The 20,183-nt window shown below is 67.0% G+C and carries 25 protein-coding genes and 1 tRNA gene; 11 read left to right on the top strand and 15 right to left on the bottom strand.

Translation table 11 applies throughout. The features are described 5' to 3' along the window. Window positions 1-6: 6 nt before the first annotated feature. The 4 genes from FLW16_RS12065 (at window position 7) to FLW16_RS12050 (ending at window position 1,900) form a co-directional block, all read left to right on the top strand. Entirely contained in the window at window positions 7-462 is a 456-nt protein-coding gene (locus tag FLW16_RS12065) for a peroxiredoxin (RefSeq protein WP_185949376.1), read from the top strand. Window positions 463-533: 71 nt separating this feature from the next. After that, window positions 534-860 (top strand): hypothetical protein, encoded by a 327-nt coding sequence (locus tag FLW16_RS12060; RefSeq protein ID WP_142560082.1) that lies wholly within the window; start codon window positions 534-536, stop codon window positions 858-860. Then, window positions 857-1,813: an ROK family protein gene (locus FLW16_RS12055; protein WP_142560081.1), complete on the top strand. Its 957-nt coding sequence runs from the start codon at window positions 857-859 to the stop codon at window positions 1,811-1,813. The genes FLW16_RS12060 and FLW16_RS12055 overlap by 4 nt, the downstream gene beginning before the upstream one ends. A gap of 15 nt (window positions 1,814-1,828) precedes the next feature. After that, window positions 1,829-1,900, top strand: a tRNA-Val gene (locus FLW16_RS12050). Window positions 1,901-1,983: 83 nt separating this feature from the next. On the opposite strand, the gene xerC is transcribed toward FLW16_RS12050, so the two are convergent. The 9 genes from xerC to FLW16_RS12005 form a co-directional block, all read right to left on the bottom strand. Continuing rightward, window positions 1,984-3,120, bottom strand: a complete 1,137-nt coding sequence (xerC, locus tag FLW16_RS12045) for a tyrosine recombinase XerC (RefSeq protein ID WP_142560080.1) — start codon at window positions 3,118-3,120, stop codon at window positions 1,984-1,986. Next, window positions 3,120-4,736 carry a replication initiator gene (locus tag FLW16_RS12040; RefSeq protein ID WP_142560079.1) on the bottom strand — a complete coding sequence of 539 codons (1,617 nt, stop codon included), beginning with the start codon at window positions 4,734-4,736 and terminating at the stop codon, window positions 3,120-3,122. Before FLW16_RS12040 ends, xerC begins: the two co-directional genes overlap by 1 nt. Next, complete coding sequence (locus FLW16_RS12035; protein ID WP_142560078.1) at window positions 4,733-4,915, bottom strand: hypothetical protein; 183 nt, start codon at window positions 4,913-4,915, stop codon at window positions 4,733-4,735. The genes FLW16_RS12040 and FLW16_RS12035 overlap by 4 nt, the downstream gene beginning before the upstream one ends. Then, the gene (locus FLW16_RS12030) at window positions 4,912-6,333 is read right to left on the bottom strand and encodes an FtsK/SpoIIIE domain-containing protein (RefSeq protein ID WP_142560077.1); all 1,422 of its coding nucleotides are present in this window, start codon (window positions 6,331-6,333) and stop codon (window positions 4,912-4,914) included. The genes FLW16_RS12035 and FLW16_RS12030 overlap by 4 nt, the downstream gene beginning before the upstream one ends. A gap of 87 nt (window positions 6,334-6,420) precedes the next feature. After that, the gene (locus FLW16_RS12025; RefSeq protein ID WP_142560076.1) at window positions 6,421-6,723 is read right to left on the bottom strand and encodes a hypothetical protein; all 303 of its coding nucleotides are present in this window, start codon (window positions 6,721-6,723) and stop codon (window positions 6,421-6,423) included. Then, window positions 6,720-7,136: a plasmid replication, integration and excision activator gene (locus FLW16_RS12020; protein ID WP_142560075.1), complete on the bottom strand. Its 417-nt coding sequence runs from the start codon at window positions 7,134-7,136 to the stop codon at window positions 6,720-6,722. Before FLW16_RS12020 ends, FLW16_RS12025 begins: the two co-directional genes overlap by 4 nt. Before the next feature lie 122 nt (window positions 7,137-7,258). Beyond that, on the bottom strand, window positions 7,259-7,990 hold the full coding sequence (locus FLW16_RS12015; RefSeq protein ID WP_142560074.1) for a GntR family transcriptional regulator: 732 nt from the start codon (window positions 7,988-7,990) through the stop codon (window positions 7,259-7,261). A 155-nt stretch (window positions 7,991-8,145) separates the two neighbouring features. Then, window positions 8,146-8,439: a hypothetical protein gene (locus tag FLW16_RS12010; RefSeq protein WP_142560073.1), complete on the bottom strand. Its 294-nt coding sequence runs from the start codon at window positions 8,437-8,439 to the stop codon at window positions 8,146-8,148. After that, complete coding sequence (locus FLW16_RS12005; RefSeq protein ID WP_142560072.1) at window positions 8,436-8,738, bottom strand: hypothetical protein; 303 nt, start codon at window positions 8,736-8,738, stop codon at window positions 8,436-8,438. Before FLW16_RS12005 ends, FLW16_RS12010 begins: the two co-directional genes overlap by 4 nt. A 346-nt stretch (window positions 8,739-9,084) precedes the next feature. On the opposite strand from FLW16_RS12005, the gene FLW16_RS12000 reads away from it, so the two are divergent. Further along, window positions 9,085-10,500: a helix-turn-helix transcriptional regulator gene (locus FLW16_RS12000; RefSeq protein ID WP_260615182.1), complete on the top strand. Its 1,416-nt coding sequence runs from the start codon at window positions 9,085-9,087 to the stop codon at window positions 10,498-10,500. After that, window positions 10,497-11,051, top strand: a complete 555-nt coding sequence (locus FLW16_RS11995) for a flavoprotein (RefSeq protein ID WP_142560070.1) — start codon at window positions 10,497-10,499, stop codon at window positions 11,049-11,051. Before FLW16_RS12000 ends, FLW16_RS11995 begins: the two co-directional genes overlap by 4 nt. Here FLW16_RS11995 and FLW16_RS11990 read toward each other — a convergent pair. The 3 genes from FLW16_RS11990 to FLW16_RS11980 all read right to left on the bottom strand — a co-directional run bounded on the left by FLW16_RS11990 (window position 11,048) and on the right by FLW16_RS11980 (window position 13,989). Further along, on the bottom strand, window positions 11,048-12,235 hold the full coding sequence (locus FLW16_RS11990; protein ID WP_142560069.1) for a Shedu immune nuclease family protein: 1,188 nt from the start codon (window positions 12,233-12,235) through the stop codon (window positions 11,048-11,050). The genes FLW16_RS11995 and FLW16_RS11990 overlap by 4 nt on opposite strands. A gap of 242 nt (window positions 12,236-12,477) precedes the next feature. Then, entirely contained in the window at window positions 12,478-12,798 is a 321-nt protein-coding gene (locus FLW16_RS11985; protein WP_142560068.1) for a hypothetical protein, read from the bottom strand. Between the two features lie 828 nt (window positions 12,799-13,626). Continuing rightward, window positions 13,627-13,989 carry a hypothetical protein gene (locus FLW16_RS11980; RefSeq protein WP_142560067.1) on the bottom strand — a complete coding sequence of 121 codons (363 nt, stop codon included), beginning with the start codon at window positions 13,987-13,989 and terminating at the stop codon, window positions 13,627-13,629. A 307-nt stretch (window positions 13,990-14,296) separates the two neighbouring features. Here FLW16_RS11980 and FLW16_RS11975 point away from each other — a divergent pair, with 307 nt between their 5' ends. The 4 genes from FLW16_RS11975 to FLW16_RS11960 all read left to right on the top strand — a co-directional run bounded on the left by FLW16_RS11975 (window position 14,297) and on the right by FLW16_RS11960 (window position 16,220). Next, window positions 14,297-14,500 carry a hypothetical protein gene (locus FLW16_RS11975; RefSeq protein ID WP_142560066.1) on the top strand — a complete coding sequence of 68 codons (204 nt, stop codon included), beginning with the start codon at window positions 14,297-14,299 and terminating at the stop codon, window positions 14,498-14,500. A gap of 108 nt (window positions 14,501-14,608) precedes the next feature. Further along, the gene (locus tag FLW16_RS11970; RefSeq protein ID WP_260615195.1) at window positions 14,609-14,917 is read left to right on the top strand and encodes a type II toxin-antitoxin system VapC family toxin; all 309 of its coding nucleotides are present in this window, start codon (window positions 14,609-14,611) and stop codon (window positions 14,915-14,917) included. Window positions 14,918-15,279: 362 nt separating this feature from the next. Further along, window positions 15,280-15,489 (top strand): PF20097 family protein, encoded by a 210-nt coding sequence (locus tag FLW16_RS11965; RefSeq protein WP_142560065.1) that lies wholly within the window; start codon window positions 15,280-15,282, stop codon window positions 15,487-15,489. A 386-nt stretch (window positions 15,490-15,875) separates the two neighbouring features. Continuing rightward, window positions 15,876-16,220 carry a DUF6247 family protein gene (locus FLW16_RS11960; RefSeq protein WP_142560064.1) on the top strand — a complete coding sequence of 115 codons (345 nt, stop codon included), beginning with the start codon at window positions 15,876-15,878 and terminating at the stop codon, window positions 16,218-16,220. Between the two features lie 120 nt (window positions 16,221-16,340). On the opposite strand, the gene FLW16_RS11955 is transcribed toward FLW16_RS11960, so the two are convergent. Next, the gene (locus FLW16_RS11955) at window positions 16,341-17,051 is read right to left on the bottom strand and encodes a LysR family substrate-binding domain-containing protein (RefSeq protein ID WP_142560063.1); all 711 of its coding nucleotides are present in this window, start codon (window positions 17,049-17,051) and stop codon (window positions 16,341-16,343) included. Window positions 17,052-17,130: 79 nt separating this feature from the next. Between FLW16_RS11955 and FLW16_RS11950 the strand changes: the two genes are divergently transcribed. Beyond that, complete coding sequence (locus FLW16_RS11950) at window positions 17,131-17,508, top strand: DUF5997 family protein (protein WP_142560062.1); 378 nt, start codon at window positions 17,131-17,133, stop codon at window positions 17,506-17,508. 609 nt (window positions 17,509-18,117) lie between these two features. On the opposite strand, the gene FLW16_RS11945 is transcribed toward FLW16_RS11950, so the two are convergent. Further along, window positions 18,118-18,777, bottom strand: coding sequence for a response regulator transcription factor (locus tag FLW16_RS11945; RefSeq protein ID WP_142560061.1), 660 nt, complete (start codon window positions 18,775-18,777; stop codon window positions 18,118-18,120). Beyond that, entirely contained in the window at window positions 18,774-19,997 is a 1,224-nt protein-coding gene (locus tag FLW16_RS11940) for a sensor histidine kinase (protein WP_260615194.1), read from the bottom strand. The genes FLW16_RS11945 and FLW16_RS11940 overlap by 4 nt, the downstream gene beginning before the upstream one ends. Window positions 19,998-20,183: the final 186 nt, after the last annotated feature.

Below are 20,183 nucleotides of genomic sequence, written 5' to 3'. Positions count from 1 at the left end.
CTGCTCATGGCGATAGAGGTCGGGCAGCAGGCTCCGGATTTCGCACTCAAGGACCAGCACGGCGTTCCCGTGCGCCTCTCCGACCTGCGGGGCAAAACGGTCATGCTCGTCTTCTATCCCCTGTCCTTCAGCCCCGTCTGCCACGGCGAGCTCGCGGCCATCCGCGACGAGCTCGCCGGCTCCCTTCCTCCGCATGTCCAGGTGCTGGCGGTGTCGGTCGACTCGATGTTCAGCCAGCGCGCCTGGGCCGACCAGGAGGACTTCTCCTTTCCCTTGTTGTCGGATTTCTGGCCCCACGGTGAGGTCGCCCGGGCGTACGGTGTCCTCGATGAGGACAGGGGACTCGCGCTCCGGGGCACGTTCATCATCGACGGCGAAGGCGTCGTGCGCTGGAAGGTCGTCAACCCGATCGGTTCCGCACGCGATCTCGACGAGTACCGGAAGGCGCTCGCGGAAATCTGATCGTTTCATTGCCCGCCCCCGGGCACTGACATATTCGACTCCGACTCCGACTCGCCCCATTGGAGGCCACGATGCCCTGCTACAGGTGCGGGGCCCGGCAGACCGACCCCGTCCGCGGCGCCAGCCCATGGAAGCGCGCGGTGCGCCACGAGGCGCAGGTCCTCGTCTGCCCGGACTGCCAGCGTGTGCACGACCTCGATCTCGACACGTGCGCCTCGTGCGGCTCGATCGCGCTGATCTGCCGCCTGGGGGAGATCGAATGCCGCTCCTGCGGTGAGGTGCGGCTCGCCCGCGCCGGTGAGCCGCTCGTCACGGCAGGCTCGCCGGGCTGCGCTCGCATGCCCGGTCTCGCCGCGGAGGTGGAGGCGGCGCTCGACCGCGTCCTGGGCCGCTCGTGACATACGTCGTCGCGCTGGATGTGGGCGGCACCTCCATGAAGGGCGGCCTCGTCACCCGCGGCGGCGAAGTCACCGTCCTCGCCGGGCGCCCCACGGGCCGCGAACAGGGTCCGGACGCGGTGGTGGAGGCCGTGCGCGCCTACGTCGGCGAGATCGCCGACCTCGGCCGCTCCCGGTACGGCGTCGAGCCCGCCGGGGTGGGCCTGGCCGTCCCGGGCATCGTCACCGCGTCCAGCGCCGTCTACTCGGCCAACATCGGCTGGCGCGACGTGCCCGCCGAGGCCTTCACGCCTCCGGGCGTCCCGGCGCGGCTCGGCCACGACGTCCGCACGGGCGGCCTGGCCGAGAGCGTCTTCGGTGCGGGTCGCGACGTCGCCGACTTCCTCTTCCTGCCCATCGGCACCGGCATCGCGGGAGCGGTGGTGCTCCGCGGCGAGCCGTACGGCGGCGCGCACGGCTGGGGCGGCGAGATCGGGCACGCGTCCGTCTGGCCGGCGGGGGAGAAGTGCGCCTGCGGGCAGATCGGCTGCCTGGAGACCTACGCCTCCGCCTCGGCCGTGGCCCGCCGCTTCACGGTGCGCTCCGGCAGTACGGCGACCGCGAAGGAGGTCGTCGGGCTCGCGGTCGCGGGAGACCCGGTGGCCGCCGAGGTGTTCGGCGAGGCGATCGAGGCCCTGGCCATCGCCCTCGCGTCGTACGTGCTCGTGCTCGACCCGGCTCTGATCGTCATCGGCGGCGGCCTTGCGGAGGCCGGTGCGGCCCTGTTCGAGCCGCTGCGGGAACGGCTGGCCGGCCGGCTGTCCTTCCGGGAGCCCCCGCCCGTACGCCCGGCCGCCCTGGGCCCCCGGGCGGGCATGCTGGGCGCGGCCCTCCTCGGCTGGCAGGCGGCGGGAGACGACGACGCTGGCGCCGACTGGTCACTCGATGTGCTGAGAGGCGGGTCGGTGTCGTAAGGTGTAGTCCGGTCCGGGCGGTTAGCTCAGCGGTAGAGCACTCGCCTTACAAGCGAGGGGTCACTGGTTCGAACCCAGTACCGCCCACCTGCGAAAAGAGCCCCGTCTCCCATCAGGGAAAACGGGGCTCGTGCCATTAACGTGCCATTAGCGAACGCAATCGATCTTGTTTAGTGACCACTCGCCTCGGTCGGTAGGACCTGTGTGATCTTGCCGTTCATAACGTCGGCGATCTTGTGGTCTGCTTCCGCCGTGCGGTGCTGATAGATCATCGCGGCGCGCACGCTGTCATGGCCCATGCGTGCCATCAGGTCGCGGAGGGAAGCGCCGGCACTGGCCGCGATCGTGTTCCCGGTGTGGCGAAGATCGTGGAAGTGGAGCCCGGGAACGCCGAGCTTCTTGGTCGTCTCGCTCCACTTGGCGGCCCGCCGGAAGTTGCTGCGCCGCAGGATGCCGCCGTTCGCCCCGGTGAAGACGAGCGCGGTCGGTTCGGACTCGGTGAACTGGCCAAGGTGCTGACGTAGCGCCGGAATGATCGCCTCTGGGATCGCCACCGTCCGCAGACCGGCACGGGACTTGGGCGGCCCGACGAGGAGTTCGCCCGTGTCCAACTCGACGTGCTGTTGCCGAACGCTGACGGTCCCGGCGTTCAGGTCCAGGTCCATCCGCCGCAGCGCCGCGACCTCGCCCCACCGCAGGCTCGCGAAGGTGGCGAGCAGGATCAACGCGCGTAGCCGTACCGGCACCAGGTCGGCGAGCTGGAAGACCTGGGCCACGGTGAGGACCGGCCGCTCTTCCGACTTCTCCTCGCCGGCACCGCGAATGCGGCAGGGGTTGCGCGGGATGAGCTGATCGTCCGTCGCGGTCATGAGCACGGCCCGCAGGAATCGGTACGCCTTTGCGATCTCCGTTGCCCCGACGCCGTTGCTCGCCAGAGTCGCCCGCCACTCGCGGACCATCTCCGTATTGATCTTCCCGAGGGGGACGTTGCCGAAATACGGAGCGACGTGCCGTCGAAGAAGCCCGCTGTAGATCTCGACCGTCCGGGGTCGCAGCTCCGTCCGCTCACTGATCCACTTGGCCGCGTAGTCGCCGAGCTTGACCTTGGACCGCTGAGGGTCCGTCCAGTCCCCGGTGACCATCTTCGCTTCGAGCAGGGACAACGCCCGCTCGGCGTCGCGCTCCCGCTCGTATGTCGTCTCTCCACTGCGAAGCTTCCCGTCCGGTCCGGGATAGCGGATCTGGAAACGCCCGGACGGCAGCTTACGGATGCTCCCGAAGCGGCGGTGACCTGCCTTGTTCGCCATCAGGCCGCCCTCGCTTCCGTTGCCGAAAGATTCGGCCCGTCCCCGAGCGCCTGGAGTTGATTCATGTGGTTGCGCCAGCGCTGGCGTTCGTGGACCGAGCGGAGGAGTCGCACGCCGATGGGGGCCAGTTCGGGATCACCCGGCTTCACGGGCTTCCAGACGTAGCGGTGGGGATCGACCGGCTCGTCAGGCAGGCCGAGGGCTTCCAGGACCCAGGTACGCCGGTCCTGCTTATGCTCCGTGAGGGTCTTGTTCGACCACTTCCGCGACACGAGGACACGGCGGCCTGCGTAGCCGAGGTGATCGGGCTTGTGTGCCTTGCCCTTGCACCGGCCGGGGGCCATGCCGGGCTTGGCGCCCTTGGGCTGGATCCCGTACCGCAGCCAGTTCGGGCAGGTCGGCGAGCAGGGCTCGAACCGCAGGGCGTCGAGCAGGCGTTCGGCGTGTGCCTTGCGGCGTGGGTCGTCGGTGCCGAGGGCGTCGCCGAGGGACTTGGTCAGGTACTTCGACAGGTACTGGATGAGCTGGTCAGCGTCCGGGGTCCCGGCGAGCACGCTCTGTATGTCGAGCTGGTCGCCGAAGCGAAGCACGTGCAGAGGTTCGGCGTCCTCGTCGGCGTCGAGCTTATCGAGGGCCTGGTCCCAGGTCGGCAGCAGTTCCCCCGTGGTGGGGTCGAGGTAGCCGGCCCCGTCCTCCCAGACCGGCAGGTGCTCCCCCTCGAAACGGACGTTGTTGGTCGAGGGCCACCACACTTGGTGGTAGGTCGCGGCGATGATCTGCCGCAGCTCAGCACGCGGGAGGGTGCCGCGGATGGCCATGTGCAGGTGCGGGGCGAGCCGCTTCTGCGGTTCGACGGTGGCGAAGTACTGCACGTCATAGCCCGCGACCCGGCGGAGGTTCTGCACGAAGCGGTCGACGAGCTTGGAGAAGTGCAGCGCGTCCCGGGCCGCGCGGGCGTAGTCGTAGGCGTCCGGGTTGAGCGGCGCACCCTCCAGCACGCGCCCGTAGGAGGGCAGGGTGAGGGTGACGAACATCGAGGGCCGGTAGGTCGTGCCGTCGGAGCCGGTGAAGGTCCGCCCGAGGGTGGTCTTGGTCATCTGCCGCTTGGGTAGATCCGGCGCGTCCTGCCGCCGTTTGGTTGAGCGCGACCGTTTGCCGGAGGTGCGGCCGAGGACGTTGCCGCGCATGCCCGCCCGGTTGATCTCCTCGTCCAGGTCCTCGATCGCGGCGTCGAGGTCGGTGGTGTCGCCGCCGGCCTTTTCCACCTCGTCCCGCCACGCCTGGGCATCGGCCCGCAGCTCCACGAGATGACGCTGATACTCGTCGGCGTTATCGGGCAGGTTGACCGGTTCGTGGTCGAGGTGCCAGCCTTCCCGGCACTGCGCCCGCCGCAACTGGCGATTCCGCTTCGCGCACGGCGGGCACTTGCTCTCCAGCGTGGCGCCGCAGGGGACGTCGATGACCTCGACCTGACCGGTGAGGATGTCCTGCCGCCGGAGCGGAACCGGGCGGATGCACACCCCGTACTGCTTGGCGATCTCTTCCACGACCTCGCGGGCCAGCGGTTGAGTCATCCGGACGGCGCGGGGTGTGGAGCGGTCGTGCGGGTTGGTCACCGGTCACCTCCGTACCCGTCGAGGGCGTCGACCAGGTCGAGGCCGTCAACGATGACGGTGGCTTTCTCGCCGCACTCGTGGCACTCGATGGTCCCGCGCACGGAATCGAGCCAGAGCACATCGAGCGCGCCGCAGCATGAGCAGCGCAGGCCGTCGAGGATGTGAGCCAGGCGCATCATCGGCTCACTCCCGCGAACTCGGCGACCATCGCCCGGATGTCGGCGTCGGAGACGTACGCCGCACGCACGCGCAGTGGATCAGGGGAGGTCTCCAACCGGACGTAGCCGACGCCCGCGCCCAGCTCGGGAACCGGCGAGATGTGGTCGGCCAGCGCTCCCCGGTCGCGCGCCCCGTCACCGAGGACCATGTCCACCTGTTCCGACTCGTCCAGCCGGAGCGCGATCTTGTCGGGGAACAGGTTGCGGATGTTCATGACCTCCTTGCGCGGGTCCTGCAAGGCCGCCATGACGCCGACACCGACCGCGCGCCCTTGGGTGGTCAACGTGGCGAGGGCCGCCGTGATGCGCTGACGGAGTTGCTTGTCGGGCTGGTAGGCGGTCAGGAACGCCACCTCATCCACGAGCACCAGGACGAACGGGTCATCGACGGTTGGTGTGTGGGAGCGCTTGAGGCCGGCGAACCGGTCGGCCCGCTGCTGCATCACCGAGACGGCCTCATCGAGCAGGTCGGCGCACTCCTTCGGATCAGCGGCGTATCTCGCGCCGAACAGCGCGCGTCCGAAGGACAGTTCCATCCGCTTGGGGTCGAGCGCCCAGACCTGGACCAGGCCCGCCCGCATCGCAGGAAGGAGGCCGCGGATTGTCGACCACAGGTAGGAGCCCTTGCCCGCACCCGTGGCCCCGGCGATCAGGACATGCGTGCCGTGGACCTTGAGCCGCAGCGGTGTACCGTCCTCGCACCGGCCGATCTCGACCGGCCCCACCGATGACACATCAGGGATGGGAACGGCGGGCAGCGGATCGGCCAGCGGGTCACGCCGGGGGAAGGTCAGCACGAGCCGCCCAGCCCGAGCAACCGCCACCCGGCAGGATGCAGCGCCGAAGCCGTGGGCCAGGTGCTCGATACGGTCCGCCCAGTCGGTGACCGCTTGGCCGTTGAGCATCTTCACGCTGACGCGGTCGGCCCAGCCGTCGCACTCCACCCGGACCAGGCGGGGCAGGTAGTCGCGGCCCCGGATGTGCCGTCCGAGGCCGGAGACGACCATGACCGGTTGCCAGTGCCGCCGGTAGACGGCGACGAGCCGCCACCAGGCCAGCAGCGGCCAGCCGACCAGGCGCAGGAACGAGGCCCGATCCAGCAGCAGCCACGACAGGCCCGCCGAGGGCACGAACCCGGTCATCACCAGGGCCAGGCGCCAGCCGCACACGGTCCAGATCACCCCGAAGGTGACCGGGACGACCACCGCAACGGGATGCCGCACGATCAGGCGGACCAGGCCCGCGACGAGCCGCGACAGCCAGATCACGATCGTGACGATGGCGGGAGTCCGGACGACGGCCGGGCGGAAGACCACGGCCGTATCCGGTGTGGTGGAGACGAGGTTACGCGCCTCGTCGCCAGGCAGTTTTCGGAACATTAGACTTCGTGTCCTCTCGTGATTTCGCAGTCAGGGAGAGTTGAGGGGCCGCCGGAAGTTGCCGCTTCCTGCGGCCCCGCTTGCATGTCAGGCCGCCGAGTCGCTGGCCTGGGCGTGTTCGGCGTGCATGCGCTCGCAGTCGGCCAGGTACCGCGCGGCGGCGTTGAAGATCTCCCGCGCGATGTCCAGGTCCTGACTGGTGACCGGCCCGGCCCCGGTGGTCGAGACCGTCACGTCCGCCTCGTCGGACTCCAGGACCAGGTACGGCCGCCCGGACTCCAGCACCCGAGCCCGCGCCCGAGTGATCGAGGCGTAGAACGAGATCCCAATGCGGGGACGCTCGCCCGGGTCGATCGACATCGACAGGTGGGTGTACGGCCGCCCGGTCACGCCGCCGCCTCCTTGCCGTTGCCGGCCGCCTTGGCGTGAGCGCGAGGAGCGCGCATTTCCCGAGCCCGGATGGAGTAGGCGAGCCGTCCGGACCCGTTGACGTACGGGGTCACGGTCAGCCCGTCGAACTCGACCGGTGTGAACGGCAGGCCCGCCACCGGGGCCGGGGGCACCGGCTGAACCGGGGCGAGGATCTTGACGGCCACGGTCTTCTGCGCCGCCTTGAGCGACGGGTCGGCGTCCATCACGGGGATCTGCCAGACGAGTTCGCCCGTCTGCTTGTCCCGCGCCTGGACGAACCGGCCGTTGCTCGACGCCTCGAAGTCCTTGACCGGCTCGACCTCGCCCACGGCATAGCACCCGTAGGGGAAGATCTGGCCGAAGCTGATCGGAATGGGTCCCTGTAGAGCCATGTGGCACCACCTCCTCATCTTGTCCTGTCGGTCAGCTTGACTGACCAAGCTGCTCCTCCATGAAACGCGAAACCCGCTTGGCTAGTCAAGTACACCAAGCGGGTTCGCGGAGGAAAGTTGGATTACCGGATGGGGTAGGCGTCTTCGAGCTCGTGACGGTCGCCGGGGAGGATCGTCTCCACCACGATCCAGGGCTTACCGGTGGCGTCGCAGGCGACGGCATAGACGGCCAGCAGCGCGGCCGAGGCTTTGACGCCGAGGAGGTCGCGCTCCTCCGGTGTGGGGTTGCGGGCGGTCACGTGCTCGACGATGTGATCCAGCTCGACACCGGCCGCGGCTTCCACGTAGCGCCGTACGCCCTGCTTGAGATCAGCGGAGTCCGTCAGCGCCGTGCCTTCGGCCACGTCGGCCGGTACCCAGGTCGAGGAGACCTCGGATGCCTCATCGTCACTGGTGACGAGCGTCTTGCGGAGCACCACCGACGACTTCGGCGCGATGCCGAGGTAGGACGCGATGCGGTTGGGTGCCTCGGCCGGCCCCGCCGTGAGGAGTCGGCTGGAGACCTGGACCTCTTTGCGGTCGAGCAGTTCACGCCCGGTGCGTACCTGCTGGGCGGAGGCGATGGCCGGGCGTCCCCGGACGAACCGGCCCTTGCCTTGATGCGTGACGATCCATCCGTGATCGCGCAGCACGCCCAGCGCCTTGACGACGGTCGGCCGTGCCATGCCGAACTCGGCCATGAGCTGATGTTCGCTCGGTAGGGGAGAGCCGGGCGGATACTCGCCGGACTCGATGCGCCGTTCCAGTTCGGCGATCAGTTGCGCGTATTTGGGAGGGGTGTATTCAAATGACATCAGAGCCCCACATTCAACATGCCTGTCTAGCCAAGCAGGCTAGCAGTGCATGCGATGCTTGCGAAGGGCTTCCGCCGACATGAACTCCTACCCCTTGAGCGCGACGGCGCAGGACACCCGCGCCTTGATGGAGTCGACCACGCCGCCGCGCCCGTCTATCGGACCTGACCGGTCAGCAGCGCCGACCAGGTCTCCCAGCCCTGCCCCACTCGCCAGCGGTGGGTCTCGCTGATCTCAGGGGCGCCCTCGTTCTGCACTGTGCGCCGGATGAAGGCGACACCGCCCGACTGACACAGTTCGTAGAACCGGGCCTGACAGTCGCAGGTCCAGGCCAGCACCCGGACGCGCCGTGCCGGCGTCGGCTCCCACCACTCCAGCTTCCGGAAGTTGCCCCGGCGGAAGGGGACGTGCGCGCTGTGCAGGCGGTTCGGCTCGTCCAGATCGTTCACGAGCCCTCGCCAGCGAGGTACGGCGGGCACGGGTGGACGCGGCGAAGCTGCCCGTAGCGATGAGCCACCCGGCGCGCGGCGGTGACGACGTCGGAGGCCGGAGCGAAGGCGTAGACGGGCCGCCCGCTGGTCGAGGTACGGCCCGAGCGCCAGCGGAACCAACGGCCATCGGTCCACACGACCAGCTCGACCCAGACCGACACCAGCGCCAGCCCGTACCCCTCGTGCACGTCGGCCGCCACGCCGTACTGCTCCAGCTCCACACGCAGCCGCTCCGCAGTGCGGGCAGCGCTGACCACCGGAGGACGCCGACCGTACACGAGCTGATCGGCACCCATCACGCCGCCGCCGGCACGCCGGTACCCGCACAGTCGAAGCACTCGACCGCCACCAACTCCACGGCCACACCGTCAAGCCGAAGCCGGGCATCGGCCGAGGACTTCCGAACGAACCGCCAGCCCTTCCCCCGGCAGGCTCCGCATCTGTCCATCTCCGTAACCATGGGATCAAGGGTCGGAATTCTCGTTCTCCCAGCCCATCCCCGCGTGGCATCCCTTGACGGGATAGGTCGCGACCGCGTAGCAGTGGAAGGCACTTTCCGTTGCCCACCCGGTGCGAAGGGAAAGCCCGCGGATGCCGCCACGCATGGCCGAGCCGTACGAGGTCCCCGCCTCGCTATGGCACCGCCCCGACATGCTCGCCGCGCTCAAGGCTCGCGACATCGGCGCAGTCTTCCGCCTCGTCCGCCAGTACGGCGGCTTGAGCCAGACCGCGATCGGCAGCCTGACCGGCTACAGCCAGGGCAAGGTCAGCGCCATCATGAGCGGAAGTCAGCAGGTCACCGCCCTGGAGGTGTTCGAGCGCATTGCCGACGGCCTGCACATGCCCGACCAGGCCCGCATGGCTCTCGGCCTCGCTCCTCGCGACCTGGCCGCCGCAGCCATCCCACGGCAGGATCCCCGCCCAGCAGGTCCGCCGCCTACCGTTGGTCTCGTCCGACACGGAGAGGACGAGACCGAAGTGCGACGTCGTGACTTCGTCGGCCTCGCGGGGGCCGCCCTGTTCAGTGCCGTAGTAGCCCAACCCCTCACCCGCGACGAGGAAGCCGCAGGCGCCGACGATCTCGCCGCAGCCCTCACCGAATACCCGATCGCCGGCCCCCAACTCCCGGAGCTGTCGCAACTCGCCGCCGCCGTCGCCAGAGCGAAGCGGACCTACCAGGCGTGCCGATACTCCGAGGTCGCGGCCATGCTTCCCACGCTGATCCGCTCCCTGCGCCTCGCCTGCGCCACGCTCGACGGGGACGCCCGACTCAAGGCACACGCCCTGTCCGCCGAGGCGCACCACGTGGCCGCCTCCATCCTGCTCAAGCAAGAAGACAAGGGCCTCGCCTGGCTCGCCGCCGACCGCAGCATCCACGCCGCCCAGGCCAGCGAGAGCCCGCTGATGATGGGCTCAAGCGCCCGCATCATCACCCACGCCCTGATGGACGGCGGCCATCACCGAGCAGCCACCGGCATGGCGAGCAGCGCCGCCCAACGCCTCAACGCCGCACTGTCCCAGCCGTCCCCGAACGACCTGTCGGTCTACGGCACTCTCCTCCTACGCGGAGCTGTCGCCGCCGCCCAGCACAGCAACCGGCACACCGCCGCCGAACTCCTGGACGAGGCCGAGAACGCAGGCCGGCGACTCGGCTACGACGGCAACCACATGTGGACCGCGTTCGGCCCGAACAACGTCCTGTGTCACCGCGTGAACATCGCCCTCTCCCTTGGCGATGCCGGAACCGCGATCGAGAACGCCCGCAGGATCGACATCAACGCCCTGCCCATCAACGAGCGCAAAGCGACCGTCCTCCTCGACACCTCCCGCGCGTTCCTCGCCTGGGGCAAACACGACCGCGCCCTCTACATCCTGCGGGCCGCCGGAGACATCGCCCCCGAGGAAATCACCACCCGCCCCGCCACTCATAGGCTGGTCCGCGACATCCTCGCCGCCGCGCCCATCAGCATCCGACGCGAAGCGCGAGAGTACGCCGAATCCCTGGGAGTCACCGCGTGACCGAGTCCGGCAAGGTCCTGTACATCATCGTCTGCGCCGCAGGACCCGCCGGCGACGTCGGCAAGCTCGTCACCATGGCGCAGGACGACGGGTGGATCGTCCAAATTGTCGCCACCCCGAACGCACTCGACTTCATCGACGTCTCAGCGCTGGAGAAGCAGACCGGCCGCCCCGTCCGCAGCCAGTACCGCAAACCCGGTGACCCCAAGCCGCCGAGGGCAGACGCCATCATCGTCGCCCCCGCGACCTACAACACCATCAACAAATTCGCCCAAGGCGTCGCCGACACCTACGCCCTCGGCCTGCTCGCCGAAGCCCCTGGCCTCGGCATCCCCGTCGTCGTCCTGCCGTTCGTAAACACCGCCCTTGCCGCCCGTGCACCCTTCCGGTGCAGTATTCAGCGGTTGCAGGACGAGGGTGTATGTGTCCTTTTAGGCCCTGGCCAATTTGAACCTCATAATCCCGGTTCTGGAAGTGTTCACTTCGCAAGCTTCCCATGGGAGTCTGCACTCATGAAAGTCGCGCATTCGGCGGGCGATAGGCAAAGCTAAGGGCTAATATTGCTTACCGCTTCGATGAGCTGTCGGAATTTGCCGAACAGTTCATCGAAGGTCACTATCTCCACCCCGCTCAGACTCCTGCGGTAGAGCTCAAAAGAGTCGCGCTTGGCGGAACTGTCCAACTCGATGGCAGCGTTGCCTGCTATGACTATGCAGGGGGGATCGGCGGACTCCCATTCTGCATCATCAGACTTATGTATAATATAGTGACGCGAGAGTGTGCTTCTGTAATGCAATATCTGAGCCACTGCGCCAGCTAGCTCCATCGAGGGGCCGAAGACATTATCTCGATACTGCTTGCCCAGTAGCTTCGCTATTGGGGTTTTAATTTCTACGATGACTGCGGTACCTACAACCGAGTTCTTCAACAGGAAGTCGGCATACTTCCCATGGTGATTACTAAGATTCTTTCCGCCAAGGTAAGCCTTGTCCTGGTGAAGAATCAAAGGCGCATGTAGAATTTGGGAGAGAAGGGCAAAGTTATTTGTCAGAGTGCTCTGCCAAAATTCTTCAGAAGAGTTGTTTTGCTGCTCATCCCAGATTTTAACCACAGCTTTCATGGCTTCGAGTCCTGGAGAGCTGTATCCCTGCCAGACAAGGGGTTCCAGGTGTTGCGTATACATCAGGATGCAGCGTGCTACTTCTAGACGACTCATCAGCCATGCGGCTTTCATCGGTTCTGCAGAGGTAAGATCTTCCTTCAAGGCGCCAGCCAGTACATAGACCGCCCATGCCCAATACTCCTGAAGGTCATGCCGACCATCCACCTGTTCCAGGACGGCATTCAGTCCCTCCTCTGTATCCAGGTCGAGGCTAGAGAACATGGCACTGTTTTCGAGAACGCCTTCAGCGGTCTTCTGATAGTCGTCTAGCGACCGCTCCAGGTCGCTCTCAGTGTGAGCTACAGTATCTAAAAAGAATTTTCGGACTAGCCAGGAGACGCCTTCTCTTGTGAGTTTGCCGGTGGATATCCTCCTATCGAGTGATATTTGAATCGCCCCTGCCGGGACAACTATCGTCTCACCCTCCATAACGGTAAGTCCATCCGCTGACGGCGCTCGAAATATTTTCCGATGACAACTGTCGCAATCTTTTACCGCATAGATGGATTTCGGAGGCTCAATAAGTTCGTTGCACTCTGAGCAGCGCTCTTTGTAGTCGCGTGAATCGGTCATGCTATTCCTCTTGGGCCAGTTCCACCTGTGACGCAGAGGGTACACCCCGCTCCTAGCCGGTGCTGCCGAATTAATCTCATAGAAATCAAGCGGCGGCGCGCCGCGCCGCCGTACCCCCCGCGTCGACGTCCCCGCGCCGCGCTGCGGCCTGGGGGCCGGTCGCGGCGCGGGCGTCCGCGGGGCCTCGCCGCACGCGCACCGCGCCGTATCGAGCTATCGCGCCGAACGCCGGCACGCCGCCGCTAGCAACCCGCGATTCGATCCAACGCCGCTAACAGTTCAACCGCTGACGAGACCTCGACTCCTTCCGGATCAAGCGACTGGTCGTCACAGTTGATTCGGGTCACGTCCAGAATGCCGCCTCGGAAAACGGCGACATCGATCTCCACCGGAGGCTGCTCCAACCGGAGGATGTAGACGGGGTCCATGCCGGGTGCCTCAAACGGTCCTTCCATAGTCAGGGCTGTCCCTGCCGCTTGAAGCACCCCAGTACGATCACGCCGCCATTGCTCCATCGCAGCGATGATCGTCTCGTCATCGCCAAGAGGATGAAGGTCTCCCATGATCCGTCATCCTGACATCGCTCCGCACAACCATGCCTCCGGCGGGGGCCTCGGCTCCGGGATGATCGCGATGAACACGGGGCAGGTCGGTAGTGGCTGAGGTGGGCCTGATCGTCCCGCCTGCCCCGACCCAGGCAGAGCCCAGCAGCCCGACTCCTCCAGCCCAAGCCCGTCCGTAAACGTTGGCATCTGATGATTGAGGAACGGCGGCCGGTTGAGGTACACGCGAGGACGGGCTTGACCTTCCGTCGCCGGCCCGCTGCCGCTTCGCGGTGGGTCGAGGCAGACGGGAAGATCAGGCAGGGGAGATGCGTGCAGGTCTGCACCTCGCGGCACACCCCTTGATCGTCGTGCCATTAGCGTGCCATTAGACGGCGGAAAGGTGGCCGACAAGCCGTGATCACAAGAGGTCGCGAGCTGCGACAAGAGGCATGATCGCCGTGCCATTAACGTGCCATTAGACCAGCTCGGAGACGGTGGGCGAGGAAGCGGTGTCCCAGGTCCGCCCGCAGGTCAGCGTGCCACCGGGAGCGCTCATGGCTCCTTACAAGCGAGGGGTCACTGGTTCGAACCCAGTACCGCCCACCAGCCAAAACAAGCCCCGTAGCGATCACGCCACGGGGCTTGGTGCCATCAACGTGCTTCAGCTTCGAGTCTTGCCCCTTTGGTCGCCCGCCGGAAGTTGCTGCTCCGCGGGGTGCCACTCGGCTCTGGCGAGTAACGGCGTCGGGGTAACGGAGATCGCGAAATCGTACCGGTCTCTGCCAGGCAGGCATGGGCGAAGGCTGCATGCTTGCACTTTCGGGTGCGTCTCAACACATCGAGAGATTATGAAATGGCTGGGCTTTCATTCGCGTCGGGGTTCGTCTGCACGCCGATGCGCCCGAGGGTGGCGTGAGAACGTCCGGCCTGGAACTCGGCCTTCTGCAGGAGATCTTCGATCAATTGGGTGCGATGGAGCACTTCAGCGAGCCGGGCCCCCGGGTCCGGGTCGCCGATTCTGTCACGCAAGACATATCTAGTCGGCAGTGCTTTGACTTCGGTGCGCACATGGGCGGCTACGGTGGCGGCGGCCTCGATCATCTCGCGTAGGAGCCTTCCCGCTTCAAGCAGTTCGGAGGGGTTCAGCTCGCGCCCCTCCCTCACGGCCCGAACGCATTCGTCGAAACGCGCCAAGTCTTCCGTCTCCATCGTTGCCTCCCGTATCTTCCGAACCGACTGCGGGCTGCACCGTCACCGCCGGGATGATGCGGCCATATCAATACTGTTGTGCAAGGCAGAGCCTTTGTAGGGAGACGAGCGCAGACGCCCTCGTCGGCGGGACCCGTGACAGGGTCGCAACTTCTCCATGCGGCGGAGCCTGGCCGGTGATTCTGGGACTGCCGTTACGCCGCTCTCCTCCCCCTCGCGTTGGCCCTCGCCTGCCATCGACGATCTCTCAGGAGCCGGCTATCGCCGATGCTCGTGTCCTCGTCAGGCATGCAACCTAGACTGGGGCATGAGCGCCATGCGCGAGGAGCTGCACTATCTCGTGGACCAGTTGCCAGAGTCGGAGCTACGCCCGGCTCTGGAGTTGATCCGTGGCCGTCTAGACGAGCCTGCCTCGGCGGAGCGTGACCTCCCCTTCTTCGCGTCGTTCGAGGCTGAACCGGATCTCGCGGAACGGCATGAGGAGATCCTGCGCTCCGAGATGGGCCGTTGACGTGCTCCTGTGCGACACTGGCGTTCTTCTCGCTGCCGGCGAAACGCCAAGGATGAGCACCGACAGGCCTGTCTTAAGTTGCTGCGTCAGGCGGAGGGGCCGTTGCTTGTGCCGTCGCCGGTGATCGGAGAGGTCGGCTATCTCCTGGAATCGCGTGTCGGCCCGCAGGCTGAGGTCACGTTCCTGAAGTCTTTCGGCGGCAACGGGTCCCACGTGGCCGAGTTGGAGGACGAGGACCTTCCTCGGATGGCGGAACTCGTCGAGAGGTACATCGATCTTCCTCTCGGATTGGTGGACGCTACCGTCATCGCGATCGCGGAGCGTCTGGGGCTGAGGGAGGTCGCGACAGTCGACCACAGGCACTTTCGAATCGTGCGCCCGCGCCACGTCGAGGCTTTCACACTGCTGCCCGGCTGATCACGGTCGCGGCCGTCTGAGTGACTATCTGGGTGACAATCACCCTGCACGAGCCTGGACGGCGGTGGACAACGGTGGACCGTACAGCCAGGTGAGGGCGGGTGCCGGTGCTGGTCCCGCCCTTTCCTGGGGTGACTTACAAGCGAGGGGTCACTGCTTCGAACCCAGTACCGCCCACCAGCCAAAACAAGCCCCGTAGCGATCACGCCACGGGGCTTCGTGCCATTAGCTCTGGATCTTGGCCCCCTTTTGATCTTTCGATTGGCCACACCGTGGACCACATTGCCGGCTAAGCCACAAGAACACCGGTCGCCAGCCCAGCCGCTGCGATCAAAACTGTCCGTCGACGTAGGCTCCGACCTATGACGGACTCTGCACTTCCCTGCCCCGTTTGCACGAACGCGATGGAACCGGGGTTTGTTGTGGGAAGATCGCCTGGCGTCAAATTCAAGAAGCAGGCGGACGTGCTCGGCGACCTTGGCGGCGTGCTACTTACGAGCGGTTTCTTCAACCACAGCGCTGCGGCCTTGCGATGCAGCGACTGCGGCACCGTGGTCATTCCGGGCCGCTGAGCTCGATCGCACTTACCGTTGGGGCGCCCGACGAATTGTCGCTTGCGTCGCCCTCACCTGCGCTAGGACACTGGTCGCTCAGCTCTGTCCGGTTCGAAATGTTGTCGCCCTTCAACCGACGTCGTAGCTCAACTGACCTGGAGACAGCGCTGCCGTTGATCCGGCAGAGCTACCCTTCTCTCTGCGGCAACGCCAAGGATGAGCACCACCACGCCTGTCTGAAGCTACTGCTGCCAGGCAGTGGGGCCGCTGCTGCTCGCGCCGTCCCGAGTGATCGTGAGGTCGGTCACCTCCTGGAGTCGCGCGCCGGCCCGCAGGCCGAACCACCTTCTCAAGTCCTGTGTTTGCCTGGGCCGCATCGAGTGCCTGTACGTCACACTGGCGGCATGAGCGCGCAATCGCAGGAGTTCACACCCGATGGTCCCCTGCCGGAGAAGAATCTGCGTGCCATCCGTAGGGCGTTGGTCGTGCCACAGGACCGAGATGGGTTCGACGCAGGTCTTGACGTCGTACTTGCTGAGGTTCGTGCCAGTTTGGACCTCGGCCGGTTGAGCGAGTTCATCCACACCTGGTGGCTGATCGCGTGCGACTCCTTGAAAGATCCGCAGGGCCGCAGAGACCTCTACCAGCGGGCCGTCCGTGTCCAGGAACTGGCCGACGCCGGCAAGCCGATTCCTCGGGGCGCCAAGACGTGGCGCGAACTGCTCGCTGAGCGCGGGGTCGAGCGGTAGGTGTACTCGATCGTCGAGCCCGATCCTGTCGCTCAAGAACAGATCGCGGCCCTTTGGGCGCATGCCGCCGTTGCCCTGGTTTGATCTCGGCGTGGTGCGGAGAAACCTCGGGGCTGCAGGTCACCGAGGCCGGTTGCCCTTCCTTCTACGGTTGGCCGGTACGGCCCGGCGGCCGGAGCCGTTCTTTACGGGTTTTTGTGCCTGCCGCCGTGCTGGTTTCTCCGCAGGGGAGGCAACGGCAGGAGTACGGCCCCGCGAGCTGTTCACTGTCCGGCCGCGGACGATGCCGATGAAATCTTCCACAAGGTCAGTGGTCGCGTCCGTGGGCCAGGCCAGCGCGACCTGAGACTGCGGCGCGTCCGGCACCGGCCGGTAAGTGAGATCCCTGCGGTGGTGGAGGCGCGCCAGCGACTGCGGAACCAGGAGAAGCCCAGTGCCGGCCGCTACCAACTCGACCGCGTTCGCCGTTGTGGCCGGGCGGGTGAACGCGGGCAGCCCGGGCCGGATCGTCCACTCGATGGTGTCATCCAGAGGATGGAACACCTCGTCGTCGGCCAGGTCGGCGATGGCCACCTCGTCGACGGCGGCCACGGCGTGGTCCTTGGGCACCACGACCACCGTGGTCTCCACGTAGAGAGGAATCACGCTGAGCCCGTCCCGGTCGACCGGAAGCCTGACGAATCCGGCGTCGGCGCCCCCATCCCGCAGGAGTCCCACCACCTCGGCGGCGGGAACCGTGACCAGGGTAATCGGCACATCGGGCATCCTCTCGGCCCAGACGTTGACCCATTTCGCGGGTGTCACCCCGGGCACGTACGCCAGCCGGAACACCCTGCCGGTCTCCCCATCATTCACTTCCTCAGGGTATCGATGTCAGGGGAACCCGTTCCGACTGACTACTCTTGGCACCATGAGCTCGTCCAAACCGAAGACCATCCAGACGATGAAGCCCGCGACCGCGGCCAAGAAGCTGGGTGTCCTCCTCTCGGCCACTCCCGCCGAGTTCCAGGCGGGTGTCGTCTCCAGGGACGAGCTGAACGAGTTGCAGTCGAGGCCGCCCGCCTGGCTCGTTGACCTGCGCCGCAACGGCCCGCACCCCAAGCAGGTCATCGCCGCGAAGCTCAGGATCTCCATTTCCGGCCTGATCAGAGGCGGGATCACCGGACCGCTCACCACCGCCGAGATCGATGCGCTGAAGGCGGAGAACCCGGCGTGGCTGGAGCGCGAGCGATCCGTCCAGGCCGAGACCCGCAAAGAAGCACTCCGCCTCAAGCAACGAGACAGCTGAGATCCTGCACGTCTCCGACCCGAGACGAGCCCGTCGAATGAGCCGCCGAGAGGTCCTCGTCGCTCGAGGAACCAAGAAGCTTACGCACTGGGACTACCTCGAGCTGCGGGTACGAAACCAATCGGGACCTGGAGAAGGCGCTCCCGTTGATCCGGCAGAGCCATGAGTCCAGTCGAACAAGGAACTGTTCGATCAGGTAGTGGCGTCTCGAAGGTGAGCCATGCGGCATCTCAGGGAGCATGCGGGGAGCGCGACCTCTCGGTCTTCGCGTCCTTCGAGGCTGAGCCGGACCTTGCCGAGCGGCACGAGGAGATCCTGCGCTCGGAGATGGGGCGCTGACCCAGTCTCCATGACACTTGTCCCCATCTCGCTCTTCGCCAAGCAGCGGGACCGCTGCTCGTACCGCCCCCAGCAGCACCTGGTCGTCTCGTGTTCCCGGGTGCGTCGAGGAAGAGGCTCAAGCTGAAGCCGTGAGCGGTGGCGGGACGCACACGCTCCTCCGTCGCCCTTCTACGGGCGGCCGGAGACAGCCACCAGGACAGGGCCTGCTCGGTCAGGTCGAGGACCGCACCGCCCGGACGGTGGTGCGGGTCTGCTGCACGGCCGTGGTCAGTGCCCGGGATGGACGAGGCCGCATTCGTAGGCGAAGACCACGGCCTGGACCCGGTCGCGGAGACCCAGCTTGGCGAGGATGCGGGTGACGTGGGTTTTGACCGTTGGCCCGCTGAGGAAAAGTTCCGCGGCGATCTCTGCGTTGGAGCGGCCTCGGGCGATGAGCCTCAGCACCTCGAGTTCGCGCGGGGTCAGCGTCTCGAGTCCGGCTGGGCGGTCAGAGCCCGGCCGCGGGCGGCGGACGTAATCCTCGATCATTCGCCGGGTGATCTCCGGTGCCAGTAGTGCCTCGCCTGCGGCGACCGTACGGACGGCCCCGGCCAGCTCGCGCGGCGGTGCGCTCTTGAGCAGGAAGCCGCTCGCCCCGGCCCGCAGCGCCTGGTAAACGTACTCATCCTCATCGAATGTGGTGAGTATGAGGATGCGCGCCCGGCAGGTGCTGCCGTTCAGCAGGTGGCGCGTCGCCTCGATGCCGTCCAGGCGCGGCATGCGGATGTCCATGAGGATGACGTCGGGCTGCAGCACGGACCCCCGGTCGATGGCCTCGACGCCGTCGACCGCCTCGCCAACCACCTCGATATCGTCCTGACCCTCCAGAATCGAGCGGAAACCGCCGCGTACGAGGGCTTGGTCGTCGACGAGCAGGACCCTGATCATCGCTGGCCCGCCTCCAGCGGCAACTGTGCCGTCACGGTGAAGCCACCGCCGGGCGTGCCCGCTGTCTCAAGCGAGCCACCGTAGAGCCCGACCCGTTCGCGCATCCCGATCAGGCCGTGCCCGACACGGTCGGTGTCGGCTCCGCCCGGCCCGCCCGTTCGCCCGGTGTCGCGGATGCTCACCCGTACGGACTGATCGTCGTAGTGCAACCTGACGTGCGCGGTGGTCGGAGCGGCGTGTTTCAGCACGTTGGTGAGCGCCTCCTGCACGATCCGGTAGACGGTCAGGTCCACGCCGGGTGGGAGCGGCCGGCTCGAACCCTCCACGGTGAGCTCGACCGGCAGGCCGATCGCGGCCATGTGGTCGACCAGTTCGGCCAGGTCGGCCGTGCCCGGCTGTGGCTTGAGGGCGAGCTGGGCCCGTTCCCCGCGCAGCAGGCCGAGCATGCGCCCGAGTTCGCCGACGGCCTGCCGCCCGGTTTCCTGGACTGAGCGCAGCGGTGCTCGCGCCTTCTGCGGGTCACGGTCGAGCAGGTCCTCGGCGGCGCCCGCCTGGACCACCATGACGCTGACGCAGTGGGCGACGATGTCGTGCAACTCGCGCGCGATGCGGGCGCGCTCGTCGGCAAGCGCGACTCGGATCGCCTCCTCGCGCTCGGCCTCCAGCCGCCGGGCCCGGGCGCGGTCGTCGGAGTGGCTGCGGGCGCGGGCACGCAGCACCCGGCCGGCGACGAAGCACACTGCCAGCGGCACCGCGACGAACGGGATGTTGCCGACGGTGCCGGACTCCGGGTTGCGCAGGAACACCACGACCAAGCCGGCGCCGACGGCCGCCACGCCGATGAAGGCCCGCGCCGGCACGCTGTGCCTGGCCACCGAGTAGGTGGCGACCAGGATGGGCAGGAAGTGGCCCCACAGCGTGACCGTCAGCGGCGTCACCAGCATCGGCCCGGCGATCGCGACCGCGAGGATCACGGCGGTGGCGAGCGGCGTCACCCGGCGCAACGCCAGGATCGAGGTCGCCACCAGCGTGGAGGCGACCACGGCCGGCATCGGCCCGTACGGCGTCGAGTTGTCGAGATGGAACGCGATATCGGCCTGGGCGAAACCGGTGATCGCCAGGGCGAGCAGCGCGTCGGGGAGCAGCCCGGCCGGCCTGTGCCGCAGCCACGCACGCGCCGGCGACTCCACCCGGGCCTGGGCCGGGTTTGTCACGTCCATCACACCCGCAAGTTACCTACGGGCGCGCTCGCGTGGCGTCATCCGCAGGTCGCATTTCCGGCAGCGTGGTTCCCGACCGGGGTATCAACCGGTGCCGACCCCGGTACGACGACGCCGCGGGTGCGCGGGGCCGACGCTGAGGACTGCGCCGCCGACGGACGGCATCGCGCACAGCGCCTGGCGCTG

It is taken from the genome of Microbispora sp. KK1-11 (assembly GCF_006874435.1).
Classification (GTDB): domain Bacteria; phylum Actinomycetota; class Actinomycetes; order Streptosporangiales; family Streptosporangiaceae; genus Microbispora; species Microbispora catharanthi.
The sequence above is the reverse complement of the archived record's forward strand: the minus strand, read 5'-3'. Positions and strand labels throughout refer to the sequence as shown.